The organism is Hominenteromicrobium sp. (genome assembly GCF_046974225.1).
GTDB classification, from domain to species: Bacteria; Bacillota; Clostridia; order Oscillospirales; family Acutalibacteraceae; genus Hominenteromicrobium; species Hominenteromicrobium mulieris.
Genome location: NZ_JBKWAE010000001.1, coordinates 65,939 through 90,782, shown reverse-complemented (window position 1 = coordinate 90,782; position 24,844 = coordinate 65,939). Strand labels below are relative to the sequence as shown.

General features: G+C 54.5%; 27 protein-coding genes. 4 read left to right on the top strand and 23 right to left on the bottom strand.

Going from position 1 to position 24,844, the window contains the following annotated elements; translation table 11 throughout:
- Positions 1-13 precede the first annotated feature (13 nt).
- From ACLTX1_RS00415 to ACLTX1_RS00310, 22 genes are all read right to left on the bottom strand, one after another.
- Positions 14-193: a hypothetical protein gene (locus ACLTX1_RS00415; RefSeq protein WP_316523286.1), complete on the bottom strand. Its 180-nt coding sequence runs from the start codon at positions 191-193 to the stop codon at positions 14-16.
- A gap of 78 nt (positions 194-271) precedes the next feature.
- Positions 272-1,000, bottom strand: a complete 729-nt coding sequence (locus tag ACLTX1_RS00410) for a thiamine diphosphokinase (RefSeq protein WP_308448719.1) — start codon at positions 998-1,000, stop codon at positions 272-274.
- The gene (gene rsgA / locus ACLTX1_RS00405; RefSeq protein ID WP_412330322.1) at positions 970-1,872 is read right to left on the bottom strand and encodes a ribosome small subunit-dependent GTPase A; all 903 of its coding nucleotides are present in this window, start codon (positions 1,870-1,872) and stop codon (positions 970-972) included. The genes ACLTX1_RS00410 and rsgA overlap by 31 nt, the downstream gene beginning before the upstream one ends.
- A 1-nt stretch (position 1,873) precedes the next feature.
- Positions 1,874-3,964, bottom strand: a complete 2,091-nt coding sequence (gene pknB / locus ACLTX1_RS00400) for a Stk1 family PASTA domain-containing Ser/Thr kinase (protein ID WP_412330321.1) — start codon at positions 3,962-3,964, stop codon at positions 1,874-1,876.
- A gap of 16 nt (positions 3,965-3,980) precedes the next feature.
- On the bottom strand, positions 3,981-4,712 hold the full coding sequence (locus ACLTX1_RS00395) for a Stp1/IreP family PP2C-type Ser/Thr phosphatase (RefSeq protein WP_176821365.1): 732 nt from the start codon (positions 4,710-4,712) through the stop codon (positions 3,981-3,983).
- Positions 4,712-5,731: a 23S rRNA (adenine(2503)-C(2))-methyltransferase RlmN gene (rlmN, locus tag ACLTX1_RS00390; RefSeq protein WP_412330373.1), complete on the bottom strand. Its 1,020-nt coding sequence runs from the start codon at positions 5,729-5,731 to the stop codon at positions 4,712-4,714. Before rlmN ends, ACLTX1_RS00395 begins: the two co-directional genes overlap by 1 nt.
- Positions 5,732-5,745: 14 nt before the next feature.
- On the bottom strand, positions 5,746-7,080 hold the full coding sequence (gene rsmB, locus ACLTX1_RS00385) for a 16S rRNA (cytosine(967)-C(5))-methyltransferase RsmB (RefSeq protein ID WP_308448722.1): 1,335 nt from the start codon (positions 7,078-7,080) through the stop codon (positions 5,746-5,748).
- A gap of 1 nt (position 7,081) precedes the next feature.
- On the bottom strand, positions 7,082-7,999 hold the full coding sequence (gene fmt / locus ACLTX1_RS00380; RefSeq protein WP_308448723.1) for a methionyl-tRNA formyltransferase: 918 nt from the start codon (positions 7,997-7,999) through the stop codon (positions 7,082-7,084).
- A gap of 31 nt (positions 8,000-8,030) precedes the next feature.
- Entirely contained in the window at positions 8,031-8,498 is a 468-nt protein-coding gene (gene def, locus ACLTX1_RS00375; RefSeq protein WP_176821362.1) for a peptide deformylase, read from the bottom strand.
- A gap of 35 nt (positions 8,499-8,533) precedes the next feature.
- Positions 8,534-10,966: a primosomal protein N' gene (priA, locus tag ACLTX1_RS00370; RefSeq protein ID WP_308448724.1), complete on the bottom strand. Its 2,433-nt coding sequence runs from the start codon at positions 10,964-10,966 to the stop codon at positions 8,534-8,536.
- A gap of 24 nt (positions 10,967-10,990) precedes the next feature.
- The gene (locus tag ACLTX1_RS00365) at positions 10,991-11,197 is read right to left on the bottom strand and encodes a DNA-directed RNA polymerase subunit omega (protein ID WP_176821360.1); all 207 of its coding nucleotides are present in this window, start codon (positions 11,195-11,197) and stop codon (positions 10,991-10,993) included.
- Positions 11,190-11,801: a guanylate kinase gene (gene gmk / locus ACLTX1_RS00360; RefSeq protein WP_343284707.1), complete on the bottom strand. Its 612-nt coding sequence runs from the start codon at positions 11,799-11,801 to the stop codon at positions 11,190-11,192. The genes ACLTX1_RS00365 and gmk overlap by 8 nt, the downstream gene beginning before the upstream one ends.
- Positions 11,802-11,828: 27 nt before the next feature.
- A complete protein-coding gene (remA, locus tag ACLTX1_RS00355) occupies positions 11,829-12,107 on the bottom strand; it encodes an extracellular matrix/biofilm regulator RemA (RefSeq protein WP_176821358.1) in 279 nt (92 codons plus the stop codon).
- A gap of 12 nt (positions 12,108-12,119) precedes the next feature.
- A complete protein-coding gene (locus ACLTX1_RS00350; protein ID WP_308448726.1) occupies positions 12,120-12,998 on the bottom strand; it encodes a YicC/YloC family endoribonuclease in 879 nt (292 codons plus the stop codon).
- A 263-nt stretch (positions 12,999-13,261) separates the two neighbouring features.
- The gene (locus ACLTX1_RS00345) at positions 13,262-13,630 is read right to left on the bottom strand and encodes a hypothetical protein (RefSeq protein WP_412330320.1); all 369 of its coding nucleotides are present in this window, start codon (positions 13,628-13,630) and stop codon (positions 13,262-13,264) included.
- On the bottom strand, positions 13,554-14,396 hold the full coding sequence (locus tag ACLTX1_RS00340; RefSeq protein ID WP_176821355.1) for a pseudouridine synthase: 843 nt from the start codon (positions 14,394-14,396) through the stop codon (positions 13,554-13,556). Before ACLTX1_RS00340 ends, ACLTX1_RS00345 begins: the two co-directional genes overlap by 77 nt.
- A 25-nt stretch (positions 14,397-14,421) precedes the next feature.
- Positions 14,422-15,558, bottom strand: coding sequence for a D-alanyl-D-alanine carboxypeptidase family protein (locus ACLTX1_RS00335; protein WP_412330319.1), 1,137 nt, complete (start codon positions 15,556-15,558; stop codon positions 14,422-14,424).
- A gap of 52 nt (positions 15,559-15,610) precedes the next feature.
- Positions 15,611-16,027: a GerW family sporulation protein gene (gene ytfJ, locus ACLTX1_RS00330; RefSeq protein WP_412330318.1), complete on the bottom strand. Its 417-nt coding sequence runs from the start codon at positions 16,025-16,027 to the stop codon at positions 15,611-15,613.
- Positions 16,024-16,728: a hypothetical protein gene (locus ACLTX1_RS00325; RefSeq protein WP_412330317.1), complete on the bottom strand. Its 705-nt coding sequence runs from the start codon at positions 16,726-16,728 to the stop codon at positions 16,024-16,026. Before ACLTX1_RS00325 ends, ytfJ begins: the two co-directional genes overlap by 4 nt.
- Positions 16,725-17,258: an SMC-Scp complex subunit ScpB gene (scpB, locus tag ACLTX1_RS00320; RefSeq protein WP_412330316.1), complete on the bottom strand. Its 534-nt coding sequence runs from the start codon at positions 17,256-17,258 to the stop codon at positions 16,725-16,727. Before scpB ends, ACLTX1_RS00325 begins: the two co-directional genes overlap by 4 nt.
- A gap of 25 nt (positions 17,259-17,283) precedes the next feature.
- Positions 17,284-18,009: a segregation and condensation protein A gene (locus ACLTX1_RS00315; RefSeq protein WP_308448733.1), complete on the bottom strand. Its 726-nt coding sequence runs from the start codon at positions 18,007-18,009 to the stop codon at positions 17,284-17,286.
- Between the two features lie 6 nt (positions 18,010-18,015).
- Entirely contained in the window at positions 18,016-18,720 is a 705-nt protein-coding gene (locus ACLTX1_RS00310) for a site-2 protease family protein (RefSeq protein ID WP_308448734.1), read from the bottom strand.
- Between the two features lie 255 nt (positions 18,721-18,975).
- Here ACLTX1_RS00310 and rpmB point away from each other — a divergent pair, with 255 nt between their 5' ends.
- Positions 18,976-19,164 (top strand): 50S ribosomal protein L28, encoded by a 189-nt coding sequence (gene rpmB / locus ACLTX1_RS00305; protein ID WP_176821351.1) that lies wholly within the window; start codon positions 18,976-18,978, stop codon positions 19,162-19,164.
- A gap of 210 nt (positions 19,165-19,374) precedes the next feature.
- Here the strand turns inward: rpmB and gdhA are convergent, their stop codons facing one another.
- Positions 19,375-20,706 carry an NADP-specific glutamate dehydrogenase gene (gene gdhA, locus ACLTX1_RS00300; protein ID WP_176821350.1) on the bottom strand — a complete coding sequence of 444 codons (1,332 nt, stop codon included), beginning with the start codon at positions 20,704-20,706 and terminating at the stop codon, positions 19,375-19,377.
- Between the two features lie 456 nt (positions 20,707-21,162).
- Here gdhA and purC point away from each other — a divergent pair, with 456 nt between their 5' ends.
- From purC to ACLTX1_RS00285, 3 genes are all read left to right on the top strand, one after another.
- The gene (gene purC, locus ACLTX1_RS00295; RefSeq protein ID WP_176821349.1) at positions 21,163-21,873 is read left to right on the top strand and encodes a phosphoribosylaminoimidazolesuccinocarboxamide synthase; all 711 of its coding nucleotides are present in this window, start codon (positions 21,163-21,165) and stop codon (positions 21,871-21,873) included.
- Positions 21,874-21,983: 110 nt separating this feature from the next.
- Positions 21,984-23,414: an adenylosuccinate lyase gene (purB, locus tag ACLTX1_RS00290; protein ID WP_412330315.1), complete on the top strand. Its 1,431-nt coding sequence runs from the start codon at positions 21,984-21,986 to the stop codon at positions 23,412-23,414.
- 72 nt (positions 23,415-23,486) lie between these two features.
- Positions 23,487-24,767: an adenylosuccinate synthase gene (locus ACLTX1_RS00285; RefSeq protein WP_176821347.1), complete on the top strand. Its 1,281-nt coding sequence runs from the start codon at positions 23,487-23,489 to the stop codon at positions 24,765-24,767.
- Positions 24,768-24,844: the final 77 nt, after the last annotated feature.

Below are 24,844 nucleotides of genomic sequence, written 5' to 3'. Positions count from 1 at the left end.
TTCCTTTCCGAGATCATAATGTGCGCAGCACCGCTACGCCGAGTGCGACAAGAATCACGGCGGCGATGAACAGCACGAGCCCCTCCGGGGAGATCTGCGCAAGCACCATGCCGAGCCCAAATGAAACGGCGCACAGTGCGCGCAGTTTTCGGTCCCGAAAGCATGGGTTATTGCAGCATTTCGGCATTCGCATAGAAAAGCACCTCCGTTTACCGAAGCTCCCTTACGGGGTCATTCCAGTATATACGGAGGTGCATCATTTGGTTACGGATTATTTTTCGGTATCTTTTTTGTCTTCCGTTTCGGGCAGGCGGCTTTGAATCTCGCTTTGCGGCGGTTCTGCCGGCATATCCTTCGGCGTGTAGACAATGACGAGCGCACAACCGATGTTCACGCGAATTTCCGCACGGTCGGAGATGATGCAGTTGCTCACGCCCATTAAAGACGAACCCGCAGTGAGGTCTTTTTTCTCCAGCGGATACTGAAGACCCTCATATGTCAGGTTGCAGGAAGAGCCGTCAAACGGGAACACGGAGACCGTGGCGCCTTTCAGCTCCGTCAGCACAATACGCCCGCAGCGCACAACGAACACCTTGGTGTCTTCCGTACACAGCACCGCGCTGCCGCCGTGCTTGGAGATATACAAAAGCACATCGAGGTTCGCCATGGAGTGATCGAAGCGATCGCCGCCGAGGCCGCCGATAAGCACAAATGTCTTGTAGCCGAGCTTCTGCCCCACCATGACGGCGCCCATCATATCGGTAACGTCCTTTTCAACGGGGAGCTTAATGGTGCGGATCGTCTCCGGCGGGCGCTTTGCGGCGGAGTCAAAATCGCCGATGACAAGGTCGGGGCGAACGCCGTACTGCACAGCGGTGTCGTAGCCCGCATCCGCACAGATGACGTAGTGCTCTTTCGGATCGAATTCTTCAAAAACGGCGCCGGACGCCAGCGGAGCCGCGCCGATGATCATACATTTTTTGTCTTTGATAACTGCCATTCCTTTATGTCCTTCACTTCATTATACATTACAATGTAACTGTCTATGCGGGAGCGGGAAATTTTCCCCTCTTCCACAGCCTTCAATACCGCGCAGCCTTTTTCGCAGGTATGCGAGCAGGAGGTAAATTTGCATTCGCCGAGGTACGGCGCAAACTCCCTGAATCCCTCCGGCAGCTCTTCCTTGCGGAACAACTCGTAACGCTCGATATCCATGGTGGAAAAGCCGGGCGTATCGGCCACATAGCCGCCCTCCACGGGGTACAGCTCCACGTGACGCGTGGTGTGGCGGCCGCGGCCGAGCTTTTTGCTGGTCTCACCCGTTGCAAGCTCCAGCTCCGGCACAAGCAGGTTCAAAAGCGTGGATTTGCCCACGCCGGAGTTACCCGTAAATGCGGAGATGCAGCCCGTAAGCTCCGGGCGCAGGTCGTCCACGCCCACGCCGTCCGCCGCCGAGACGAAGTAGCACCGAATGCCGATGCTGCCGTAAATATCTTTCAGCTCCGTCGTATCGCTTAGGTCGGTCTTTGTGAACACGAGCACAGGCTCGATGCCCTTTAGCTCCGCCGCGGCGATGGTTTTATCGATGATGAGGGTGCTGGGCTGTGGGTCGCAGACGGAAGACACGACAAACAGCTTATCGAGGTTTGCAAGCGGCGGGCGCACAAGAAAGTTTTTGCGCGGTAAAATCTCCTGCACGTAGCCCTCATCGTTCGCGTCCACTTCAATGCGGACGCGGTCGCCGGCATACGGCGAAATTTTATCCTTGCGGAATTTTCCTCTTGCGCGGCAGGCGTGCAGCACATCGCCGCACTGCACGTAGTAGAACCCGCCGATGCCCTTGATGACCAGCCCTTCTTTCATTTCGCCCATATTAATCTTCGTGCGCCGTGACCGAGCCGTCGGATTCACTCATGTCGCCGCCGTTGTCCGGCGTCGGGGTCGGTTCCGGCTCCGGCGTTGCATACGACTGCTGCGAGGTCACGTTAATGCTCTGCGTGGTGTAATCAATCTCCGCCGTGATATACTGCTGGTCGTTCAGCGTGATGACGAGGTTCGCGCGGCCTTTGCCCGTGAACGTCATGTTGGAGTACGGAGAAGTTGAGGGATTCACCGTGCGCGTCTCAATGAGTGTACCGTCCACGTAGATCTTCATCGTAAGATCATCCGATACACCGCCGGGCAGCGGAATATCGTAATAGACATCTTTCTGTGCGCCCTTGCCGGAGCTGACCGTTACGGTGACAACCGAACCCTTCTTCGCCTTTTCGCCCTCGTTCGGAGAAACGGAAAGCACGGTATTTTCGTCCTTGTCGCTCTCGTCGTCGTATTCTGCCGTGACCACAAAGCCTGCGGCCTCCAGCTCCTCTTTCGCGGCGCTGTACTGGTAGCCGACGATGTTCGGAATCACGGCGCTTTCCGTAGACGGGCCGGAGCTGACGTAGATTGTAACCGTGGTGCCGGTAGAAACGGTAGAGCCTGCCGCCGGGTCGGTCTTGACGACGTAACCGACTGCGGTGTCGTCATCAGCGACTGCCTGAATCTTCGGCGAAAGGTTCAGTGCCTTCAGCGCGTCATACGCATCCTGCTGCTTGTAGCCCTTCACGTCCTCCACAACGACCTGCTCGGCCTCGCCGTTGACGGTGAGCGAAACGGTCTTGCCCTTTTTCACGGTCATGCCGGCCGCCGGGGTCTGGCGCAGCACCTCGCCCGGCTGCTTGCTGGGCACGTTGCCGTAGGTAATTTCAAACGTGAGGTCCGCATATTCACTGTTTCCCTCTATATCGGAAGCATAAATCATCCCGACAAATTTCGGCAGGACGATTTCATCGGAAGTCGTGCTGGACGTTGAAAATCCCGGTAAGAAGCTCAAAAATCCAGAACCGGAATTTGCTCCTTTTCCTTTTACAAGATAAATAACGCCAACAATAACAGCCACGAATACAACCGCAGCCACAATTCCCAAAATAATTTTAGATGCACGATTACTGTTTTGTGAACGCACATATTCTTCTTCGTACTCGTAGTTGTCGTTATACTTCTGCGGCGCTGCGTTCTGCTGCACGTTGCCGTAAATATCCGCAGAGGTGCCCGCATACGCGCGGTCTACCTGCTCGCCGTAGTGGAACACAATTTCCGGGTTGCGGCGGAAGCGCTCCACGTCCTCCAGCATATCCGCTGCCGAGGGGAAGCGCTGCGCCGGGTTTTTCTCCATGGCGTGCATCGTAATCTCTTCGAGGCCCTTCGGAATGGACGGGTTGATGCGCGAGGGCGGTGTGGGCTCTGCCTGCATCTGCATGATGGCGACGGAGACCGCGTTATCCGCAACGAACGGCAGCTGACCTGTGAGCATTTCATACAGCATGACGCCCACGGAATAAATATCGGCCTTATCGTTGATATAACCGCCGCGCGCCTGCTCCGGCGCGATATAGTGCACAGAGCCGATGGCCTTGTCGGTCATGGTCTGCGTTTCTGCCTGCGAGAAGCGTGCGATGCCGAAATCCGTCACCTTAATGGTGCCGTCCTCGAGCAGCATGATGTTCTGCGGCTTGATGTCTCTGTGAATGATGCCTTTTTCGTGGGCGTGCTGCAAAGCGCGGAGGATCTGCACCGTAAAGTACAGCGCCTCTCTCCATTTGATCTCGCCCTGCTGCTCAATATACTGCTTCAAGGTGATGCCATCGATATACTCCATGACGATGTACTGAATGCGGTCACCAAAGCTGACATCATAGACCTTGACGATATTCGGGTGCGAAAGCACCGCAATGGCTTTCGATTCATTGCGGAAACGGCGCAGAAAATCGCTGTTACCCGCAAGCTCTTCCTTTAAAATTTTAATGGCAACCCAACGCTTTTCAATGTTGTCATACGCCTTGTACACATACGCCATACCGCCTACGCCGAGAAGCTCGTGGATCTCATAGCGGCCGTCTAAACGTTTACCAATATATTTATCCATTCTTTTTCATCCTTTCTCAGCGGTTCTCGATCACCGCGACGGTCACATTATCGCTGCCGCCCTTGCTGTTTGCATAGCGGATCAGCTCATCGGCGAGTTCTTCTCCCTGATAGTTGCTGATGAAAAGCAGCAGCGTGTCGCGCTCTAAGTAATTGCTCAGGCCGTCTGTGCAGGAAAGCGCCAGATCGCCGGGCTCGAATTTATAGCAGCCGTAATCGCACTCCACCTCGGGGTGCACGCCCACAACGCGCGTGATGAGGTTGCGCTGCGGGTGCACGCGCGCCTCGTCCTCCGTGATGGCGCCGCTTTCCACAAGCTGCTGCACAAAGGAATGGTCGGTCGTGACCTGTTTTACGCCAAGCGCCGTCTTTAAGTAGCAGCGGCTGTCGCCTGCGTGGGCAATGTGCAGCACGCCGCCCGCCGCAATGCTGACGACAACCGTAGTGCCCATACCGTTTAAGGCCGGATCTTCCTGCGCGCGGTGCAGCACCGCCGCGTTCGCGTCATTGATTGCATGCAGCATTATGTCGCGCACTGCGTCTTCTTCCATATCCGGCGTGTAGTTTTCCGTGATCGCTTTGCAGATGGCGTCGCAGGCAACACTGCTTGCAATGTTGCCGCCGTTTACGCCGCCCATGCCGTCGCAAACCACGGTCCACGCGCTGCCGTCCGAAAAAGTGCCACAGCGGCAGATGTCCTGGTTAGAGCTGCGCACCTGTCCGATATCCGTTTTGCATACCGCGTACATTAGACTGTACCTCCCTGTTCATTGCGTCGACGGAGCTGTCCGCAGGACGCTTCTATATCCGATCCGAGCGTGCGCCGGACGGTAGCGGTGATGCCCCGTTTTTCGAGGATCGCCGTGAATTTTCTGAGTCTCTCCTCCCCGCTTTTGCGGTAGCCCGTACCGGTGACGTCATTTACCGGAATAAGGTTCACGTGGGCGATGATGCCACGCAGGCGGGATGCAAGCTCGTTTGCGCAGGCATCGCTGTCGTTCACACCGCTGATCATAGCGTATTCAAAGGAGATGCGACGGCCCGTTACGTCGGAATAATAGCGGCAGGCTTTTAAGAGCTGCTCCACGTTCCACTTGCGGTTGACCGGCATGGTGTGGCTTCTGATCTCGTCGTTCGGCGCATGCAGCGAAACGGAAAGCGTCAGCTGCAACTTGCGGTCGGCAAGGTCGTAAATTTTTTCGACAAGCCCGCAAGTTGAAAGCGAAATATGCCGCATACCTATATTAAGCCCGTTTTCTGACGAAACAAGCTCCAAAAATCTTAAAACATTCTTATAATTGTCGAGCGGCTCGCCCATACCCATCAAAACGACATTCGAGATGCGCTCGCCGATGTCCTTCTGCGCCGTTTGGATTTCCGAAATCATCTCGCTCGGCAAAAGATCGCGCGAAAAGCCGCTTTTGCCCGTGGCACAGAACGTGCAGCCCATCTTGCAGCCCACCTGTGTGGAAATGCAAATGGAGTAGCCGTGTTTATATTTCATGAGGACGGATTCAATCATCTCACCGTCGTTCAAGCGGAAAAGATACTTTTTGGTGCCGTCTATTTTGGAAACGCGCCGAATGGCGATCTCCGTATTTCGTATTTCAAAGCTTTCTTTTAAAGCAACGCGCAGGTCTTTGGAAAGGTCCGTCATCTCGTCAAACGAGGTCGCGCCGCGCTGATGCAGCCAGCGGTATACCTGCGCTGCGCGGAATTTTTGCAAGCCGCGCAAGGCAAAGTCCTCCTGCAGCTCCGAAAGCAGCATGGATTTTATATCGGTCAACGCTTCGTCTCCTTCCCTGTTTCTGTTTTTCTGCGCATGGCAGCGGCGAAAAAGCCGTCTCCGCCGTGGTCCATGGGCATCATGGTACGCATGAATTTCGGTTCGTTCACCGTGTGGGATATGCCCTCCGTTTCGGGCAGATCATACGGTTCAAACTCCGGATGGCACTTTAAAAATTCGGTCACCACCGCGCCGTTTTCCGCATTGCGCAACGTGCACGTGGAATAAAACAGTATACCGCCCGGACGTACAAGCTGTGCGGAATGCTCCAAAATTTTGAGCTGCAACGCAGGCAACTCTTTAAAGCTCTCCTGCTTTTTGTAGCGGATTTCCGGCTTGCGTCGAATAACCCCGAGTCCGGAGCATGGCACATCGCACAGCACGCGGTCGTACTGCTTTTCACACACACCGGTCGCGGCATCGCGCACGGCGGCGTGAATGATGCTCAAGCCTAATCTCTCCGCGCCTTTTTTGATGAGGTTCACGCGACCTTTGTATAAATCGAACGCATCGAGCACGCCTGTGTTTTCCATGTATTCCGCAAGCGTGAAGCTCTTGCCGCCCGGCGCTGCACAGACATCCGCAAGCCGCTCTCCGGGTTGCGGTGAAACAAACGCACACAAAAGCTGCGAAGAAAGATCCTGCACATGGAATTTGCCTTCCGCAAAGCCCGGCAAACCGGTAACATCGCCCGTGCCGTGCACGCAAAGGGCGTTTTGGAGCACCGCTTTCTCCGCGGTGTTTTCCGGCAGCGATTGTATCAAATCGTCCGCCGTGGTCTTTAGCGGATTTATGCGGATATACGTTTCCGCCCGTTCGGACATAGCCTTTAACAAATCTATGCAAACGGTCTCGCCGTAATCCTTTTTAAAGCTCTCGATGATCGGCTGCGGAATGTTATAGCGAACGCTGAGGTCATCTTCGGGAATTATTACCTCATGCCAACCGCGCGCAAAGCTGCGCAGCACACCGTTCACGAAGTTTTTATACTGCCCGCGCCGATATTCTGCCGCGCACAAAACGGCTTCGTTCACGGCGGCGGAATCCGGCACACGGTCAAGGTACATCATTTGGTACACGGCGATACGCAAGATGTTGAGCACCGTGCCGTCCAGCTTCTGCTTCGGTTTTGCGAGGAACTTGCGAATATAAAAATCGAGCGTCAGACGCTTTTCCAAAACGCCATAGAAAATGGTGGAGGTCAGCGCCGCGTCGCGCGGAGAAAGCTCCGCCGCGCGAATGGCTTTATCGATGACGATGTTCGAGTAGCCCTCGTTTTCCGTCACCTCGGAAAGCGCCGTAAGCGCCGTTTTTCGGGAAGAAGTCGCCATATTATTGAACCTTCGCCTTTGCTTCTATCGCGTGACCGCGCAGATAATCGCTGCCGCGCATACGCTTACCGTTTTCCGGCTGAATTTCCATGAGCTGCACGGCATTTTCGCCGCAGCAAACAGCCATTTCGCCGCCGATCACCGCAATTTCTCCCGGTTCGCCTTTGCCGACAACGACTTTCGTCCTGTGCAGCTTCATGCGCTTGCCCTCTATCGTGAAAAACGCGGACGGCCACGGGTTCAAACCGCGCACAAGGTCGTGAACGCGCTCGGCGGGCTGTGTCCAATCGATTGCGCCCATCTCCTTACGGATCATCGGCGCGTGGATTGCTTCCGCATCGTTCTGCGGCTGCGGGGTGATGGTGTCGAGCTTATCAATGGTATCGACGAGTAGCTCAGCACCGAGCACCATCAGGCGGTCGAAAAGCTCGCCTGCAGTCTCGTCTTCACCAATAGGCGTTTCCGCTTTCGCCAGCATGTCGCCGGTGTCTATGCCATCTGCCATCTGCATGATGGTCACACCGGTGATTTTATCGCCGTTCAGCACCGCCCACTGGATCGGCGCGGCGCCGCGGTACTTCGGCAGCAAAGAGCCGTGCACGTTGATGCACCCGCGCGGCGGGATGTTCAGCACACGCGGCGGCAGAATCTTTCCATACGCCGCAACAACGATGAGCTCCGGCGCAAGCGCCTTCAAATACGCTATTTCGTCTTCATTATTTTTAAATGTCGTCGGCTGACGCACTTCAATGTTGTGTGCCATTGCCGTTTCTTTTACGGGCGGCGGCAGCAGCTTGTGCCCCCTGCCCTTCGGCTTATCCGGCTGGGTATAGACCGCCAAAATCTCATGGCCGCGCTCCAGAAGCGCGTTGAGGCTCGGTACGGCAAAATCCGGTGTGCCCATGAATACGATGCGCATGGAAATTCCTCCTTTTTCTCTAAATTCTGTCTTAGCTTTCCAACTCGTCCGGCTCCAGCATGCGGCTGGCGCGCGTGACAAAGCATACGCCGTTCAGGTGGTCAATTTCATGGCAGAACGCGCGGGCCAGCAGCTCTGTGCCGCTGATTTCAAACGTTTTACCGTTTCTGTCCTGTGCGCGGACGGTGACGTTCATAGGGCGCTTGACCATGCCAAACTCACCCGGGAACGAGAGGCAGCCCTCTGCGCCGTCCTGCTCGCCGGAGGTTTTGATGATTTCCGGGTTGATAAGCTCAATGCGGCCCTCGCCGACATCGATAACGACGATACGGCGCAGCAAACCGACCTGCGGTGCAGCAAGGCCGACGCCGTTTGCGTCCTCCATCGTCTCGTACATATCGTCAAGCAGCGTACAAAGCTTCTCGTCGAATTTTTCGACCGGGCGGCACATTTTGGTCAGCACGTCGTCGCCCTTTTTCACAATATTTCTAAGCGCCATTTGCGGCACTCCTTTCCTGTGAATTCAAATTTCTGTTACAAAATCGCGTCGGGGTTCGGGTCTGCATACGCGGTGACGCTCAAAAAGCGCTTATCGCTTGAAAAAACGCCTAAAAGAGACGCGATGGCATCCCGAAATGCCTTGGAATTCTTGTATTTCATGATAATCTTATATCGGTATTTGCCGCCCATACGCGACACGGATGCCGCAGAGGCGCGTAATAAACGCAGCGGCAAGTTGGGATAGTCCCGGCGGAACGTCTCTGCAAGCAGCGCGGAGAAATGCTCCGCTGCCGCACGCACGGTGTCTTCCTTTTCGCCCACAAAGCCGATTTGCAAAAGATCCGCAAACGGCGGGTACAGCATGGCCCTTCTGAAACGAATTTCCGTTTCAAAAAAGCTTTCGTAATCCTGCGCGGCGGCAAGGTGCAGGTACGGGTTTTCCGGCACATGCGTTTGAATGAGCGCCATGCCGCGGTAGCGCCCGCGCCCCGCACGCCCCACGACCTGTGTAAGCAAGTCGAATGTGCGCTCGTTGCTGCGGTAATCATCGCTGTATAAGGACTGATCTGCCGAAAGTACGCCGACAAGCGTGACGTTCTCGAAATCAAGCCCCTTTGCAACCATCTGCGTGCCGATCATGATGTCATACTCGCCGTTTGCAAATGCGTTGAGCTTCTTTTCAAGTGCGTATTTGTTCGCAGTGGTATCGGTATCCACGCGCAGAATGCGCGCCTCCGGGAACGCCTCCCGCAGCTGATCCTCCGCCTTCTGCGTGCCGCCGCCGGAAAAGGTCAGCTCACCGCCGCACGCCTTACAGCGCACGTAAGCAGGTTCGGAATGGCCGCAGTAGTGGCACATCAGGCGGTTATTCGCCGCGTGGTATGTCATGGAAATGGAGCAGTTCGGGCACGCGGCGACCGTTTTGCAGTCCTTGCACACGGCATACGTATGGTAGCCGCGGCGGTTGAGCAGCAAAATGGACTGCCTGCCCGCGCGGATATTTTCGGAGACCGCACGCGCCAGCGCCATACTGATCATCGGCTTGCCGCGGTAGAGATCTTCGTTGTTCATATCGACAAGCTGCACCGTGGGCACAACAGCATCGCCGTAGCGGTGGTGCAGCGCGTGGTAGCGGTACTTGCCGCTTTGCGCCATGTAGTAAGACTCAACAGACGGTGTAGCGGAGCACAAAAGGCAGTAAGCGCGGTTATAATTTACGCGAAACTTCGCGATATCCCGTGCGTGGTAGCGCGGCGTGCTCTCCGATTTATACGTACTCTCCTGCTCCTCGTCCATGACGATGAGCCCGAGATTCTGCACAGGCGCGAACACGGCAGAACGCGTGCCGACGACAATTTTCGCCCTGCCGGTGCGCACGCGCTTCCACTCATCCATGCGCTCGCCAACGGAAAGCCCGCTGTGGAAAACCGCAACGGTATCGCCGAACGCCGCCGTAAACACGGCAAGCGTCTGCGGGGTAAGAGAAATCTCCGGCACCGTGACGATGACGCCCTTGCCAACCGTAAGCACATGGCGAATGACATGCAGGAACACGGCGGTTTTACCGGAGCCCGTCACACCGTAGAGCAGACCGACCATCGGTTCTGCCGCATCGCATTCGCGCAGAATGTCCTTTGCCACATTCATCTGCTCTGCCGAAAGCGTCTGCGGCAGTCTGATGTCTGCCATTTCCTGCTTTGGGCGTCGGAAGCGCTCGACTTCAAAAATCTCCGCTGCGCCCTTATCGGCAAGCGTGCGGATGATACCCACACTCACGCCGGTATAGTAGCTCAGCTCGCGCACGGTTACAGTGCCGATGGCGCACAGCGTATCGAACGCGCTTTGCTGCTTCGGAGTCAGCTTGCCGGAAAAATCCGGCACGGCACAGACCATGCGCGTAGTGGCATCCGCCGCATTGCGGGACGCCGCGTTTTCGCGTATGACCGTGCCGTTTTCGAGCAGCGAAAGCAGATCGCTGCTTTTTTCTTCTATGCCGAGCCTTTCGGTGAGTTCTGCGCCGGTAAGTCCGTTTTTTGCCGCCGTCAGCGCCACGATAATCTGCCACGCGGTATCCGTGAACGCTTCGCGGTCATAGTTTTTGAACGCGGCATTCATGCGATAGCGGTTTACGAGCTTATAGCCGATGCCGGCGGGAATCATGACCTTTACGGCATCGTACAGTGTGCAGAAGCAGCGGCTTTTCATCCATGGGATGAGCGCCAGCATTTCGTCATCCAAGAGTGGCTCTTTGTCCAAAACAGACGCAATGGCTTTCAGCTTTTGCCCTGCGCCGCTTTCATACGACGTAGAGAGCACCATGGCAACGCGCGTGCGGTTGCCTGCGCCGAACGGCACAGTAACGCGTACACCCGGACGTACCGCCGTTTCCAATGCCTGCGGCACACTATACGTAAACGGCTTATCAAACCGATATGTGGTATTCTCCAAGGCCAACTGCGCCAGCAAAGCAAAAACTCCCTTTACGGTAAATTAGCCGTCAATCTCGTCCGGCTCGATGATCTTATACTTCTCATCGACGAAGTCCTGCACGGCCAGATCAACCGGCTTTTCAACGATGATTTCATTGTTGTCTTCCGCTTCCTGTGTAATTTCTCTTGCGCGCTTTGCAACGGCGATGACAACGGAATAATAGCTCTTGTGCGGGGTTTTAATGATGTTACAGGACGGTTTAAGCATGGTTCAGGATCCTTTCTGCTATATCTTTTTCGCGGGAAACACGCAGCTTCTCCGCGGCTAAAATGGCTTCTATATCAAGCACGGCCTGTTCGACCGTGTCGTTGATGACGGCGTAATCGTAATCTTTTACGCAGCGAATCTCGTCTGCCGCGGCAGCGAGGCGCTTCTCTATAACTTCTTCTGTTTCGGTGCCTCTGCCGCGCAGACGCTTTTCAAGCACCTTTAAGGACGGCGGCAGGATGAAAAGGCTCACGCAGTCCGGCGCGACTTTTTTAATCTGTCTGCCGCCCTGCACCTCAATCTCAAGCACGACATCGTGCCCTTCCTCAAGCCACTTTTCAACCGGCGCTTTCGGCGTGCCGTAGAAGTTGTCGCAATATTCTGCGTATTCGAGCATCGCATGGTTTTCGATGTTCGTTTTGAACTCGTCTTTTGTGATGAAGTAATAGTGCACGCCGTGTTCCTCCCCCGGGCGCGGGGCGCGCGTGGTAGCGGAAACGGACATTTTAAGATTCTCATTACGGCGGAACAATTCTTTTAAAATGGTCCCCTTGCCGCCGCCGGAGGGCGATGAAACGACAACAAGCAGTCCTCTTCTTTTCATCGGAAACATTCCTTTCTTTTCCGTTATTTATACATTCGGGGCTTCCGCTTCAACGGGGTCTTCTGCTTTTTCGCCGGTGTTAAAGCGGTTTGCAACGGTCTCCAGCTGCAAAGCGGAAAGCACCACATGGTCACTGTCCATGATGATGACGGTGCGCGTTTTTCTGCCGCACGTGGCATCGATCAAGGCGCCGCGTTCCCTTGAATCCTGCACGATGCGCTTAATCGGCGCGGATTCCGGGCTGACAATGGCGATCATGCGCTCTGCGGAAATCATGTTGCCAAAGCCGATGTTCACAAGCTGCATAATAAACGCTCCTTACTCGATGTTCTGAATCTGCTCGCGGATCTTTTCAATCTCGGCCTTGATATCCACCACCATGTAGGCGATCTTGGAATCGCTGGCCTTCGAGCCGATCGTATTCGCTTCGCGGTTCATTTCCTGTACAAGAAAATCCATTTTTCGACCGGAGGGCTCTTCGGCGCTCAAGAACGCCTTAAGCTGATCGAAATGGCTGCGCAGACGCACGGTTTCTTCCGCCACGGCGACCTTATCCGCAAAAATGGCGGCTTCGGTCAAAATGCGCTGCTCGTCAATCGTGGTGTCATTCAGTACCTCGCGCAGCTTTGCTTCCAGACGCTCGCGGTATTCCGTGACGGTCTCCGGGGAGCGCTCTTCAATCTGCCCGACGATGTTTAAAATCGTCTCAGCACGAGACATGACGTCCTCGTAAAGACGCTGTCCCTCCGTCTCGCGCATTTGAATAAACGCGTCCACCGCTTTTTCAGCAACCTGCTTCACGTCTGCCCAAATGGCTTCCTCATCCTCCGGCGCCTTGTGCACGGAAAAAATATCGGGGTAGCGCGAAAGAGAATTGACGGTAACGGTGTCCGGCAGATGGTAGCGCTCGGAAAGCTCGCGGAACGCCGCAATATAACCCGCGGCAAGCGAGTGGTTCACACTGACGACGACATCCGTGTCCTCCAGTGTCTCAATGCTCAAATAAAAATCGATCTTGCCGCGTGCCACACGGCTCTGCACGTAGGTTTTCAGCTTATCCTCAAGGAATCCGTAGCCGCGCGTCACACGGGGAGAAAACTCAAAATACTTGTGGTTGACCGATTTCAGCTCCGCCGTAATGTGTCTGCCGTTGACGGTTTCTTCGCAGCGGCCGTACCCGGTCATGCTTTTCAGCATAGGATCATCTCTTTTCTAAAATTCTGTCTATGTTTTTCGGGATATTTTGTGTTCCTCACAGAGGACATAGTACCCGACTTTAATTCTATCAAGATATTTTACCATTTTAAGCCGGAAAATGCAACCTATCGCGGGCGAAAATCGGAATTTTCGGAAAAACAAAACACCGCAGGCAGCAGCCCGCGGCAATTTTGAGACAATACCGCATAAAGAGGTTTCGCTTTGCGGCATTTTTGGGGTTTATTCGTAATGCACGATGAGGCTCATCGGCGCTTCGGGGTGATCTTCCGCAACCGTAAACCCGCGCTGCTTGAAGAAATCAAAAAATCCGGGAACGCGGTGCGAATGTGATTCATGCCGTTCGTCTCGCCGAACGACGCGGCAGAGCGCATAAGTGTATCGAGCACAAAAGTCGTCATGGGGTCGGGCTTTGCTTTTGTGAAATCGGTCTGCCCGGAGACGGAAAAGCCGTAGAACACAAGCGTGTCGTCTTCAAGCGCGACGACGACATAGCCGAGCGTTTCTTCGCCATCCGTCATCACAAGCACACGGCCGTTATCGGGTGCGCCCTCTGTTTTTGCCAGCAGGGCGGCTTCTTCTGTTTTTTCCGCCATTGGTACGATTTGCAGCATTTTGTTTTTCCTCCTCGCGCTGTGTGTTCTGCGCGTTTCCTTTTTTCTGTGCGGCGGCGCGTAATCTGCGCACTTCGTCCGGGGTCAGATCACGGAAGCGCCCCTGCGGCAGCATGCCGAGCTTCACCGCGCCGATGGCCGTGCGCTTCAGTCTGGCCACTTCAAGGCCCACTGCTTCACACATGTTGCGGATCTGGCGGTTGCGGCCCTCATGCAGCACGAATTCCAGCACCACGCGGCCGGGCTGCTGCTCCAAAACACGCACGGAAGCCGGGGCGGTCATTCTGCCGTCGATTTCCACACCGACCGCAAGACGCGTCAGCTGTTCTTCCGTTACGCCGGGGCGCACCGTAACACGGTACACCTTCGGCACATGTGTAGACGGGTGCGCGATGAGATTTGCAAAATCGCCGTCGTTCGTCATGAGCAGCAAGCCCTCGGAGTCCTTATCGAGACGGCCGATGGGGAATAATCTCACAGGCAGCTCCTCCACAAGCTCGCTGACGCACTTTCTGCCGCGGTCGTCGGACATGGAGGTCAAATAGCCGCGCGGCTTATGCACCATTATGTACACCTTTTCGTCCACGGTCTGCACGCGCTGACCGTCTACGGTAACCTTGTCTTTCTTCACGTCCACCTTGTCGCCGATCTGCGCGCGGACGCCGTTGACCGCAACGCGCCCCGCCGCGATCATCTCCTCTGCCTTGCGGCGCGAAGCGATGCCGCACTCCGCAAGCATCTTTTGCAGTCTTGTATCTTTAGCCATAGTTCAAAACCTTTCTCTGTATCTCTCAATTTATAAATCTTGTGCTTCTCAAAAAGCGGGCGAACCACTTATGAAGCCACGTGCGTTCGTCCTTTTGCAAAGCACAATCTTCGCTTGAAACAAGCGGTGTTTCCTTTAGAACCTTGCCGTTCACGCTGTATCGCACGCAGCCGATTACGTCGCCTTTTTCTACCGGCGCATACACAAATTGCGGCAGAATGTACTCCGCCATGACCGTCACATTTTTCGGCAAAACGGCGCTTTCCTGCGTTTGGAGCGTAAGACTTATGCACTCTTTTTCACCACCGACAACGGGAAGCGAAATCGGCTGAAAACCCGCCGTATATGTTCGCTCTGCAAGCTGTACAAAGCCGTAATCGTACAAATTCATGTGGTCGTTCCAGTCGTCCGGGGCATTTAATGTCACACAAATGAGCCGTGCGCCGTCCCGCTCTGCGGAAGACACAAGGCAGCGCCCGGCCTTTTTCGTAAAGCCCGTTTTGATGCCCGTGCAGTCCGGGTACAGCTTTAGTAAACGATTGTGATTTTCATACCGCACGGTTTTTTCGGGCGAAATAAACGGCACGGAAAGCGTCGTCCGCCCCACCGCCGCGGCAAACTCTTCATTTTGCATCGCTTCTGCGGCAAGCAGCGCCATGTCATACGCCGTGGAGCCGTGCCCCTCGGCATCGAGCCCCGAGGGCGTGACGAAACGCGTCTGCATCATATGAAGCTCTGCGGCGCGCGCGTTCATCTTCTCGGAAAATGCTTCCGTCGAATCGGACAGATACAGCGCTATCGCATTCGCACCATCGTTGCCGGAGGCCATCATCATGCCGCGGGCGATGTCGCCGAGTGCAAGCACCTCCCCGGCGCGCAGCCCCATAGAGGAACCCTCCACGCTTATCATTTCCGGCGTGATCGTCACGGGATCACCCCTATGCTCACTTTCAAACGCCAACAGCGCCGTCATGATCTTCGTCGTGCTCGCAACGGGCAGTACCTCGCGGCTGTTCTTTTCAAATAAGACCGTGCCGCTCACGGGCTCATACAGTACGGCGGCATACGCCGAAACGCTTACGGACTCCGCCGTCTCTGCCGAAACCGGCAGACTGCCCCACACAAAAACGACCGCCAGCAAAACACAAAGTATCTTTCGCAAAAATCACCACCTGCCACGGCATGTATACGCGGCAGGCGGCTGGATTATACAATCAATACTGCGGGGGCAGGGAAATATCCTCGTCCTCTTTGTCTTTCTTATCCTTGTTGAAAAGTCCGGCGATCTTGTCCACTACGTCCGGCACACTCGCCACAACGCGATCGACAGACGAAACATACGGCTCAATCTGCAAAATGCGCACATTGCCGTTCGAGATTACCAAAAACGCAATAGGCTGAATGGTAATGCCCGCGCCGCTGCCGCCGGCAAAGAGGCCCTTTTCCGGCTGCGCTTTAGAAGGCAGGTCGGAGCCGCCGCCTGCAAAGCCGTAGCTCACACGCGAAACCGGGATGACCGTGGTGCCGTCCGGCGTGGTGATGGGATCGCCGATAACGGTGTTCACGTCCACCATTTCCTTGATTTTATCCATGGAAACGCCGAGCAGGTTGTTGACCTTATTTTCACTCATGTTGTTCTCTCCTTTTTATTTGCTGCCGGTGCTGCGGATTTTACGGCAGGCTTTCCGGCACTTTGAAATTTATTGTAAAACGGCAATATCGTGCGCAGTATAAACTGCACCCCGTGGTGCACGACGAACAGCGGACGTACCGCACCGCTTGCCGTACATAAAACCTTCGGTTCCTTTACGCTGTAATCGAGATCGACGGAAACACGTCCATGCGGCGACTTGCAGTTTGTTAAGCCGAGCAAGACCGACACAGCCGGATACACGCCCGCACACACCTCTCCGTACAGGACAGCCATTTCGGCGGCATCTTCCCCGCCGCCGACGAGCACGTATAGGTCGAAATCTTTCAGCTTTATGTGCTTTAAAAGCTTTCCAAAGCGCGTGCCGGTGGCCTTTAACAAATCTTTCGCGAGCGTTAAAAGCCCCGTAAGTCCCTCGGCTTCCTTATATTTTTTCACCTGCCGCAAAAGCGGGTTCGGTTTTTTCTCCTTGGCTTGTTCTTCAGACTTTTTTTCGCTCGGTTTCTTCTCTTTTTTCGGCTCCGGTTTTTTCTCCGGTGCGGGAAGCACGCGGTATTTTAAAAAGAGATACCGTATAAAAACGGTCGCCTCTCCGTTATAGTTCAGATCGAACCGCACAGGGATGCACAGCAGAAGAAAGATCAGCGCGATGAGCCCGAGCAGAATCCATAAAACGATCATGCTTTGTCTGCCCCGTCGTTTTGAGGTGCGTTTTCGGTTTCTTCCTCCTGCGGCAAAGGCGGCAGCTCCAAAAGCGAGCGGATGCCCATGCAGCGCAGGAAATTTTCCGTCGTGCCGTATAATAGCGGCTTACCGGGAAGGTCGAGTCGCCCGCGCTCTTCAATGAGCGCTTTCTGCACCAGGCTGCCGATGACGCCCGAGCAATCCACGCCGCGCACCTGCTCCACAAACGCTTTCGTGACAGGCTGATTATATGCGATGACCGCCAGCACCTCCATGGCCGCCTGCGAGAGCGGCGCGCTGCTTCTGAGGTCTAACGCTGTGCGCACCGGTGCCAAAAACGCGGGATTCACGGCAAACTGCAATGTGTGGTCTAATTGCAGCAAATAGATGCCGCTTTCTTCCTTGTTATATTTCGCCTGAAGCGTTCGGCTGAGCTCCAGAACGTTCTCTTCCTCGGTATTAAGCGCCTGCGCCAGCTTATCGATGTCGATCGGGTCGCCGCACGCGAATAAGATTGCCTCCATCATGCCGAGCATTTTCTTTTTATTCAGCTTACTCGCCTCCGTTCGTCAGTTTGATCTCGCAGTCTTCGCCGTCACCGTCCACGCGCAATCGCTTGTCCTTGACAAGCTCCAAAACGGCGAGGAACGCCGCCACGCGCTCCGAGGGGTCGTTTTTGCCGCGGAACAACTCTTTTAACGACACATGCCGCTTTTTCCACAGGCTGCGCAGCACGAAAACAATTTGCGAAGCCACGGAGACCACACGGCGCGTGATGAGCTTTGAGATGGTGTCCTCCGGCTTCTGCGGCTCCGGCGGCTTCTTTTTTCCGAGCATCGACAAATACGCCGAAAGCAGCTCCTGCGGCTTATGATGGCGCTTATAGGTGAGATCTGCGGGAATATCCGCCTGCGCACGCACGATGCTGTCGAGCGAAAACCGCTCGCGCAGACGCATGGCCGCTTCCTTGCACTGCTGGTATTCAAGCAGCTGACCGGTCAGCTCTTGCTTCAATGCCGCTTCCTCTTCCTTTTTCGGCAGCAGCGAAACACTTTTGATGTGCACAAGACGCGCCGCCATCTCAAGAAATTCGCTCGCAACGTCCATATCTGCCGCCTGCATCTCGTGAATCTGCGCCATGTACTGCTCTAAAAGCTCTGCGATGGGAATATCGTAGATATTGAGTTTGTTTTTTGCGATGAGGTTGAGCAGCAGGTCGAGCGGACCCTCAAACACATCGAGCTTATAGGAAAGTGTTTCCGTTTTTTCCATGTTCATACACGATCACAATACGCCGGCCAGACGGAACGGCAACGCCGCAAGCCAGCTCACACCGCCGTATACGGCGTTTTCAAGCACATTTAGCGGACCCGTGAGCGCACCGGAAACAATGAGCAGCATGCCGATCATGGAGAGCATGTTCTGGTACTGGTAGAACTTGTAGCGTGCGCGGTCGCTGAGCAGCGCCGCCAGAATTTTGGAGCCGTCAAGCGGCGGCAGCGGCACAAGGTTGAAGACCGCCAGCACCGCGTTGATAAACGAAAAATAGCTGAAGAACAGTAAAATGTAATGCACAAACGCGTTGTACGGCGCAAAAGCCGCAATAGCATAATAAATAACGCAGCCGACATAAGATGCAAGCAGGTTCGCCGCCGGGCCCGCAAGAGACGTGAGTGCCACGCCGGAGCGCGGATTTTTAAAATACCGGCTGTCGATCGGCACGGGCTTTGCCCAACCGATGCCGAAAAGCAAAAGGAACATCGCACCCATCGGGTCAATGCTTGCAAGCGGGTTCAGCGTCAAGCGGCCCTCATACTTTGCGGTAGGGTCACCGAGTTTGTACGCCACCCAACCGTGCGCAAGCTCGTGCAGCGGCAGCGCAAGGAAAACGATGACGAGCGTGGCTAAAATCTGAATGATAACACTGAGCGGATCAACAGCGCCGCCGCGCAGCAAGGTCATGATCGAATTAAAAAGCAAATATAACACCTCTTTCTGTGGGGTGCACCCGAAAACGGTTTCGGATATACCTTATAGAATTATAAAGCATAGAGGACGAAAAAACAATTCTTTTCCGTAAAAACATTCTGTGAACAACTTTTCGTTTTAGCAAAAGATGCGAAAAGCGAGTTTTTTCAAAATTTAGTTCCCATTTTTAAAAATAAATCTTGCATTTTGCATTCGTTTCTGCTACAATACTAACGTTGCAATGAAGAATTAGGCACTTTAAGGAGGTGCAGATAGATGGCTAAATGTGAAATTTGCGGAAAGGACGTATCCTTCGGCATCAAGGTTTCCCACTCCCACAGACGTTCCAACAGAACTTGGAAACCGAATATCAGACGAGTAAAGGCACTTGTTAACGGTACACCGAAGCGTGTATACGCCTGCACCCGCTGCTTGCGTTCCGGCAAGGTTACAAGAGCAGTATAAAAGAGCTGGTCAATAAAATTATGGACATCGTTTCGGTGTCCATTTTTTTATTTTCCGTATTTACTTTTTCATCCCGCTGTGAAAAATTTTGTTTGTGTTATTCCATCCTCCATCGTTTAGAATGACTTTCTTAATAAGCAAAAGGCGCCGTGCAGGTTTTAAACCACACAGCGCCTTTTAAGCTTTATTCAGTTCTAAATCAAATCAGGATCAGACAATGCCCTGTGCGAGCATAGCATCTGCGACCTTCACGAAGCCCGCGATGTTTGCGCCCATGACGTAGTTCTTCGGGTGGCCGTACTTCTCGGCAGCCGCGTCTACGTTCGCAAAGATGTTCTCCATGATGCCCTTCAGCTTTGCGTCAACTTCTTCAAAGCTCCAGGAGAGACGCTCGCTGTTCTGGCTCATCTCAAGAGCAGAAGTCGCAACGCCGCCTGCGTTTGCAGCCTTGCCCGGTGCAAACAGAATGCCGGCCTGCTGGAAGACATTCGTAGCCTCAATGGTGGACGGCATGTTCGCGCCCTCGGCAACGACCTGTACGCCGTTCTTGACGAGCGTCTTCGCGTCTTCTTCGTTCAGTTCGTTCTGCGTTGCGCACGGCAGAGCCACATCGCACGGAACCGTCCAAACGCCCTTACCCTCGTGGTACTCGCTGTTCGGTCTGTACTTCTTGTACTCGGTGAGACGTGCGCGCTTAACCTCCTTGATCTCCTTGACAGCTGCGAGGTCGATGCCCTCCGCGTCGTAGATCCAGCCGGTGGAATCAGACATGGTAACAACCTTAGCGCCAAGCTGCTGTGCCTTTTCGGTTGCATAAATTGCAACGTTGCCGGCGCCGGAGATAACAACCGTCTTGCCCTTAATATCCATGCCGTTCTTCTTCATCATCGCATCGGTGAAGTACAGCAGGCCATAGCCCGTCGCTTCCGTACGGGCGAGGGAGCCGCCGTAGGTGAGACCCTTGCCGGTGAGAACGCCCTCATAGCAGTTACGGATTCTCTTATACTGGCCGTAGAGGTAGCCGATTTCTCTGCCGCCTACGCCGATATCGCCCGCCGGTACATCCGTATCAGCGCCGATGTGTCTGTAAAGCTCAGTCATGAAGCTCTGGCAGAACACCATAATCTCGCGGTCACTCTTGCCCTTCGGGTCGAAATCGGAGCCGCCCTTACCGCCGCCGATGGGCAGACCGGTCAGGGAGTTCTTGAGAATCTGCTCGAAGCCGAGGAACTTGATGATGCCAAGGTTAACGGACGGGTGCAGACGCAGACCGCCCTTATACGGACCGATCGCAGAGTTGAACTGTACGCGGTAGCCGCGGTTCACATGAACCTTGCCGTTATCGTCGACCCACGGCACACGGAACATGATCTGGCGCTCCGGCTCGGTGAGACGCTCCAAGATACCGGCAGCCTCATACTGCGGGTTTGCTTCAATGACCGGCTCCAAAGTGGTGAGAACTTCCGTTGCAGCCTGAATGAATTCCGGCTCATTGGAATTAAGCTTTTTAAGGTGTTCCAGCTGTTCGCTTACATAAGACATAACGATCGCTCCTTAGAAAATAGATTGAAAAATAAGAAAAGCACAGGAAACGCAGTTTTTACCTTTAAATCCTGCAAAAAGATCTCCCTTCGGTCTTTTGGGCCTTTTTGCCCGTTTCCTGAAAACATTTACATTTTACCACAGGTTTTTCGTGTTTTCAATATGTTTTTGCGAAAAATTTCAAAAAAGTTTCAGCACCGCAAAGCGATGAATTTTGAAGGAAACCCGTTTCAATTCTGCAAGTTCACTTTCTTTTGTTGTAAAAGCACCAGTATTCTTTCGTCTCACACCCTGAAATTGTACGAATTCTTGCACGGCGGTTTTCGGAAAAAGATTGACATTCGGTGCACTTTTCTATAGAATTAAAGTGTATGATAATGCACGGGAGAAAATTTTGCCGTTTTCGGCTTTTCGCCCGCGCCAAACGCTCAATGAAGAAAGGTATGGTAATGTATTATGCAGAAGACCGAATTACTCTACGAGGGCAAAGCAAAGAAAGTTTACGCAACGGAGAACCCGGATTATTGCATCGTTTCCTATAAAGATGACGCGACCGCGTTCAACGGCCTCAAGAAGGGCACCATCGTCGGCAAAGGCGTTGTCAACAACCGTATGTCCAACTTCATGTTCCAGCTGCTTGAAAAGCACGGCATCAAGACCCACTTTGTAGAAGAGCTTTCCGACCGCGACACCGTCGTGCGCAAGGTCAGCATCGTTCCGCTCGAAGTCATCGTCCGCAACAAGGCAGCCGGCAGTCTCTCTAAGCGCCTCGGCCTTGAGGAAGGCACCCCCATGCGCGTACCGGTCCTGGAGTTCTGCTACAAGAACGACGATCTCGGCGACCCGATGGTCAACAATTACCATATCCTCGCTGCCGGCTTTGCAACGCAGGAGGAGATTGATAAGATCAGCTCGATGGCTCTGAAGGTCAACGAGCTCATGCTGGAGTTCTTCAAGAGCATCGGCGTTGACCTCATCGACTTCAAGATCGAATTCGGCAAGACCTCCGACGGCGAGATTATCCTCGCAGACGAGATTTCCCCGGATACCTGCCGCTTCTGGGACATCAACACCCATGAAAAGCTCGATAAGGACCGTTTCCGCCGCGACATGGGCGGTGTGGAAGAGGCTTATGCCGAAATGATGAAGCGCATCGGCCTGAACTGACTGTAGAGCATATAACGAAACGGAGTCCCCGAAAACGCGGAGGCTCCGTTTACGCGGTTTATTGCCGCATTCTCCGTTTGTTATTTATTTGATTAAAGGAAAAGATAAACATGAAAGATACGTATGAATCCCCCTTGTCCTCCCGCTATGCCGACAAAGAGATGAAGTACCTGTTTTCGCCGGACATGAAGTTCAAGACCTGGCGCCGCCTTTGGATCGCGCTTGCAGAGAGCGAAATGGAGCTCGGTCTGCCGGTCACGCAGGAACAGGTCGATGAGCTGAAGGCACACGCCGAGGACATCAACTATGAAGTCGCCGAAGAGCGCGAGCGCCTTGTGCGCCACGACGTGATGAGCCATGTGTATGCCTACGGACAGCAGTGCCCGAAGGCTGCCGGCATCATCCACCTCGGCGCAACAAGCTGCTATGTCGGCGACAACACCGACATCATCATCATGACGGAAGCCATGAAGATTGTTAGGAAGAAGCTCGTCAATGTCATCCGCATTCTTTCCCATTTTGCGGAAGAATATAAAGACCTGCCCACGCTCGCCTTCACCCACTTCCAGCCGGCACAGCCGACCACCGTGGGCAAGCGCGCCACGCTGTGGATGCAGGAGTTTCTGATGGACCTTGAAGACGTAGAGTATCAGCTCAGCAAAGCGAAGCTGCTCGGCTCCAAGGGCACCACGGGCACACAGGCAAGCTTCCTTGAGCTTTTCGACGGCAACGATGAAATGGCCGCAAAGATCGACGCGAAAATCGCCGAGAAAATGGGCTATGAGAGCTGCTTTGCCGTCTCCGGCCAGACCTACCCGCGTAAGCTTGACAGCCAGATGCTGAACGTTTTGAGCTGCATCGCGCAGAGCGCCGCAAAATTCTCGAACGACATCCGTCTTCTGCAGCATCTGAAGGAAGTGGAAGAGCCGTTTGAGAAGAACCAGATCGGTTCCTCCGCCATGGCGTATAAGCGCAACCCGATGCGCAGCGAGCGTATCGCCTCCCTTGCACGCTACATTGTCGTAGACGCGCTGAACCCGGCGATTACCGCTTCTACGCAGTGGTTTGAGCGCACGCTGGACGACTCCGCGAACAAGCGCATCAGCGTGCCGGAAGCTTTCCTTGCGACCGACGCGATCCTGAACCTTGTAATGAACGTTGCGGACGGCCTTGTGGTTTACCCGAAGGTCATCGAGCAGCACCTCCGCCGCGAGCTGCCGTTCATGGCGACGGAAAACATCATGATGGACGCCGCAAAGCGCGGCGCAGACCGTCAGGAGCTGCACGAGCACGTGCGCGTGCACTCCATGGCAGCCTCTAAGGTCATTAAGGAAGAGGGCGGTGAAAACGACCTTCTGGAGCGCATCGCAAACGACCCGATCTTCGGCGTCACACTCGACGAGCTCAAGGGCATCGTAGACCCGCACAAGTATGTCGGCCGCGCACCGCGCCAGACCGAAATTTTCCTTCACGATGTCGTAAAGCCGATCCTCGATCGCTATGCAGACACCGAAACAGAAACCGCAGAGATCAATCTGTAATTCACCCCGCCGTTTTAAACGGCTTTGGGAGGAAATAAATATATATAATATATTAGAAAGGCTTGAACTATTATGGTAAAAGCAATTGTCGGCGCCTGCTGGGGCGACGAAGGAAAAGGCAAAATCACCGATATTCTGGCAGAAGATTCCGATATCGTTGTTCGTTTCCAGGGCGGCAGCAACGCCGGCCACACGATCATCACCAATTACGGTCGCTTTGCTCTGCATCAGCTGCCCTCCGGTATTTTTAGAAAGAACATCCTCAATATCATTGGCAACGGCGTTGCGCTCTCCGTTGAAAACTTCATCGACGAGCTCAAGGCTGTAACGGAACAGGGCGTTCCGATGCCGAACATCCTCATCTCCAACCGCTGCCAGATCGTTATGCCGTACCACAAAGCACTGGATGGCATGGAAGAAGCTCGTCTGGCTTCTAAGTCCTTTGGTTCCACCAAGAGCGGCATCGCACCGTTCTATTCCGATAAGTACGCAAAGATCGGCTTTCAGGTCAGTGAGCTGTTCGGCAGCAAAGAGGACCTGATGGAGAAGATTGACCATGTGCTCGATCTCAAGAATGTACTCTACACCAACCTTTATAAGGTAGAGCCGCTCGACCGCGAAGAGATTTACGCAAAGCTCATGGAGTACAAGGAACTCATCGCGCCGTATGTGGCCGATACATTCACCATTCTCCACAACGCCGTTAAGGAAGGCAAAACCATTCTGCTCGAGGGTCAGCTCGGCTCCCTGAAGGACCCGGACCTCGGCATTTATCCGATGGTCACCTCCTCCTCCCCGGTCGCCGGCTTCGGCGCTGTCGGCGCAGGCGGCATCCCGCCGTATGAGATCAAAGAGATTTACACGGTCGTTAAGGCGTATTCCAGCGCTGTCGGCGCAGGCGAATTCGTTTCCGAGATTTTCGGCGATGAAGCGGAAGAGCTGAGAAAGCGCGGCGGCGATAAGGGCGAGTACGGTGCTACCACCGGCCGTCCGCGTCGTGTTGGCTGGCTCGACCTCGTTGCAGCCCGCTATGGGTGCCAGGTGCAGGGCGCAACCGGCGTTGCCATGACCGTACTTGATGCACTCGGCTATCTCGATGAGATTCCGGTCTGCGTCGGCTACGAGCTCGACGGCAAGCAGATTGATTACTTCCCGACCACTACGGAGCTCAAGCGCTGCAAGCCGATTTTCGAGAAGCTCCCGGGTTGGAAATGCGACATCCGCGGCATCAAGAAGTTCGAGGATCTCCCGGAGAACGCACGTCATTACGTCGAGTTTGCCGAAAAGCACCTCGGTGTTCCGGTCTGCATGGTTTCGAACGGCCCTGCCCGCGAAGACATCATGTATCGCTAATTTAAAACATTCTAAGAAAGCAGGCAGCCCCAAGCCGCCTGCTTTCCCCTACTTTGCATGCAAATCATTAAATACAG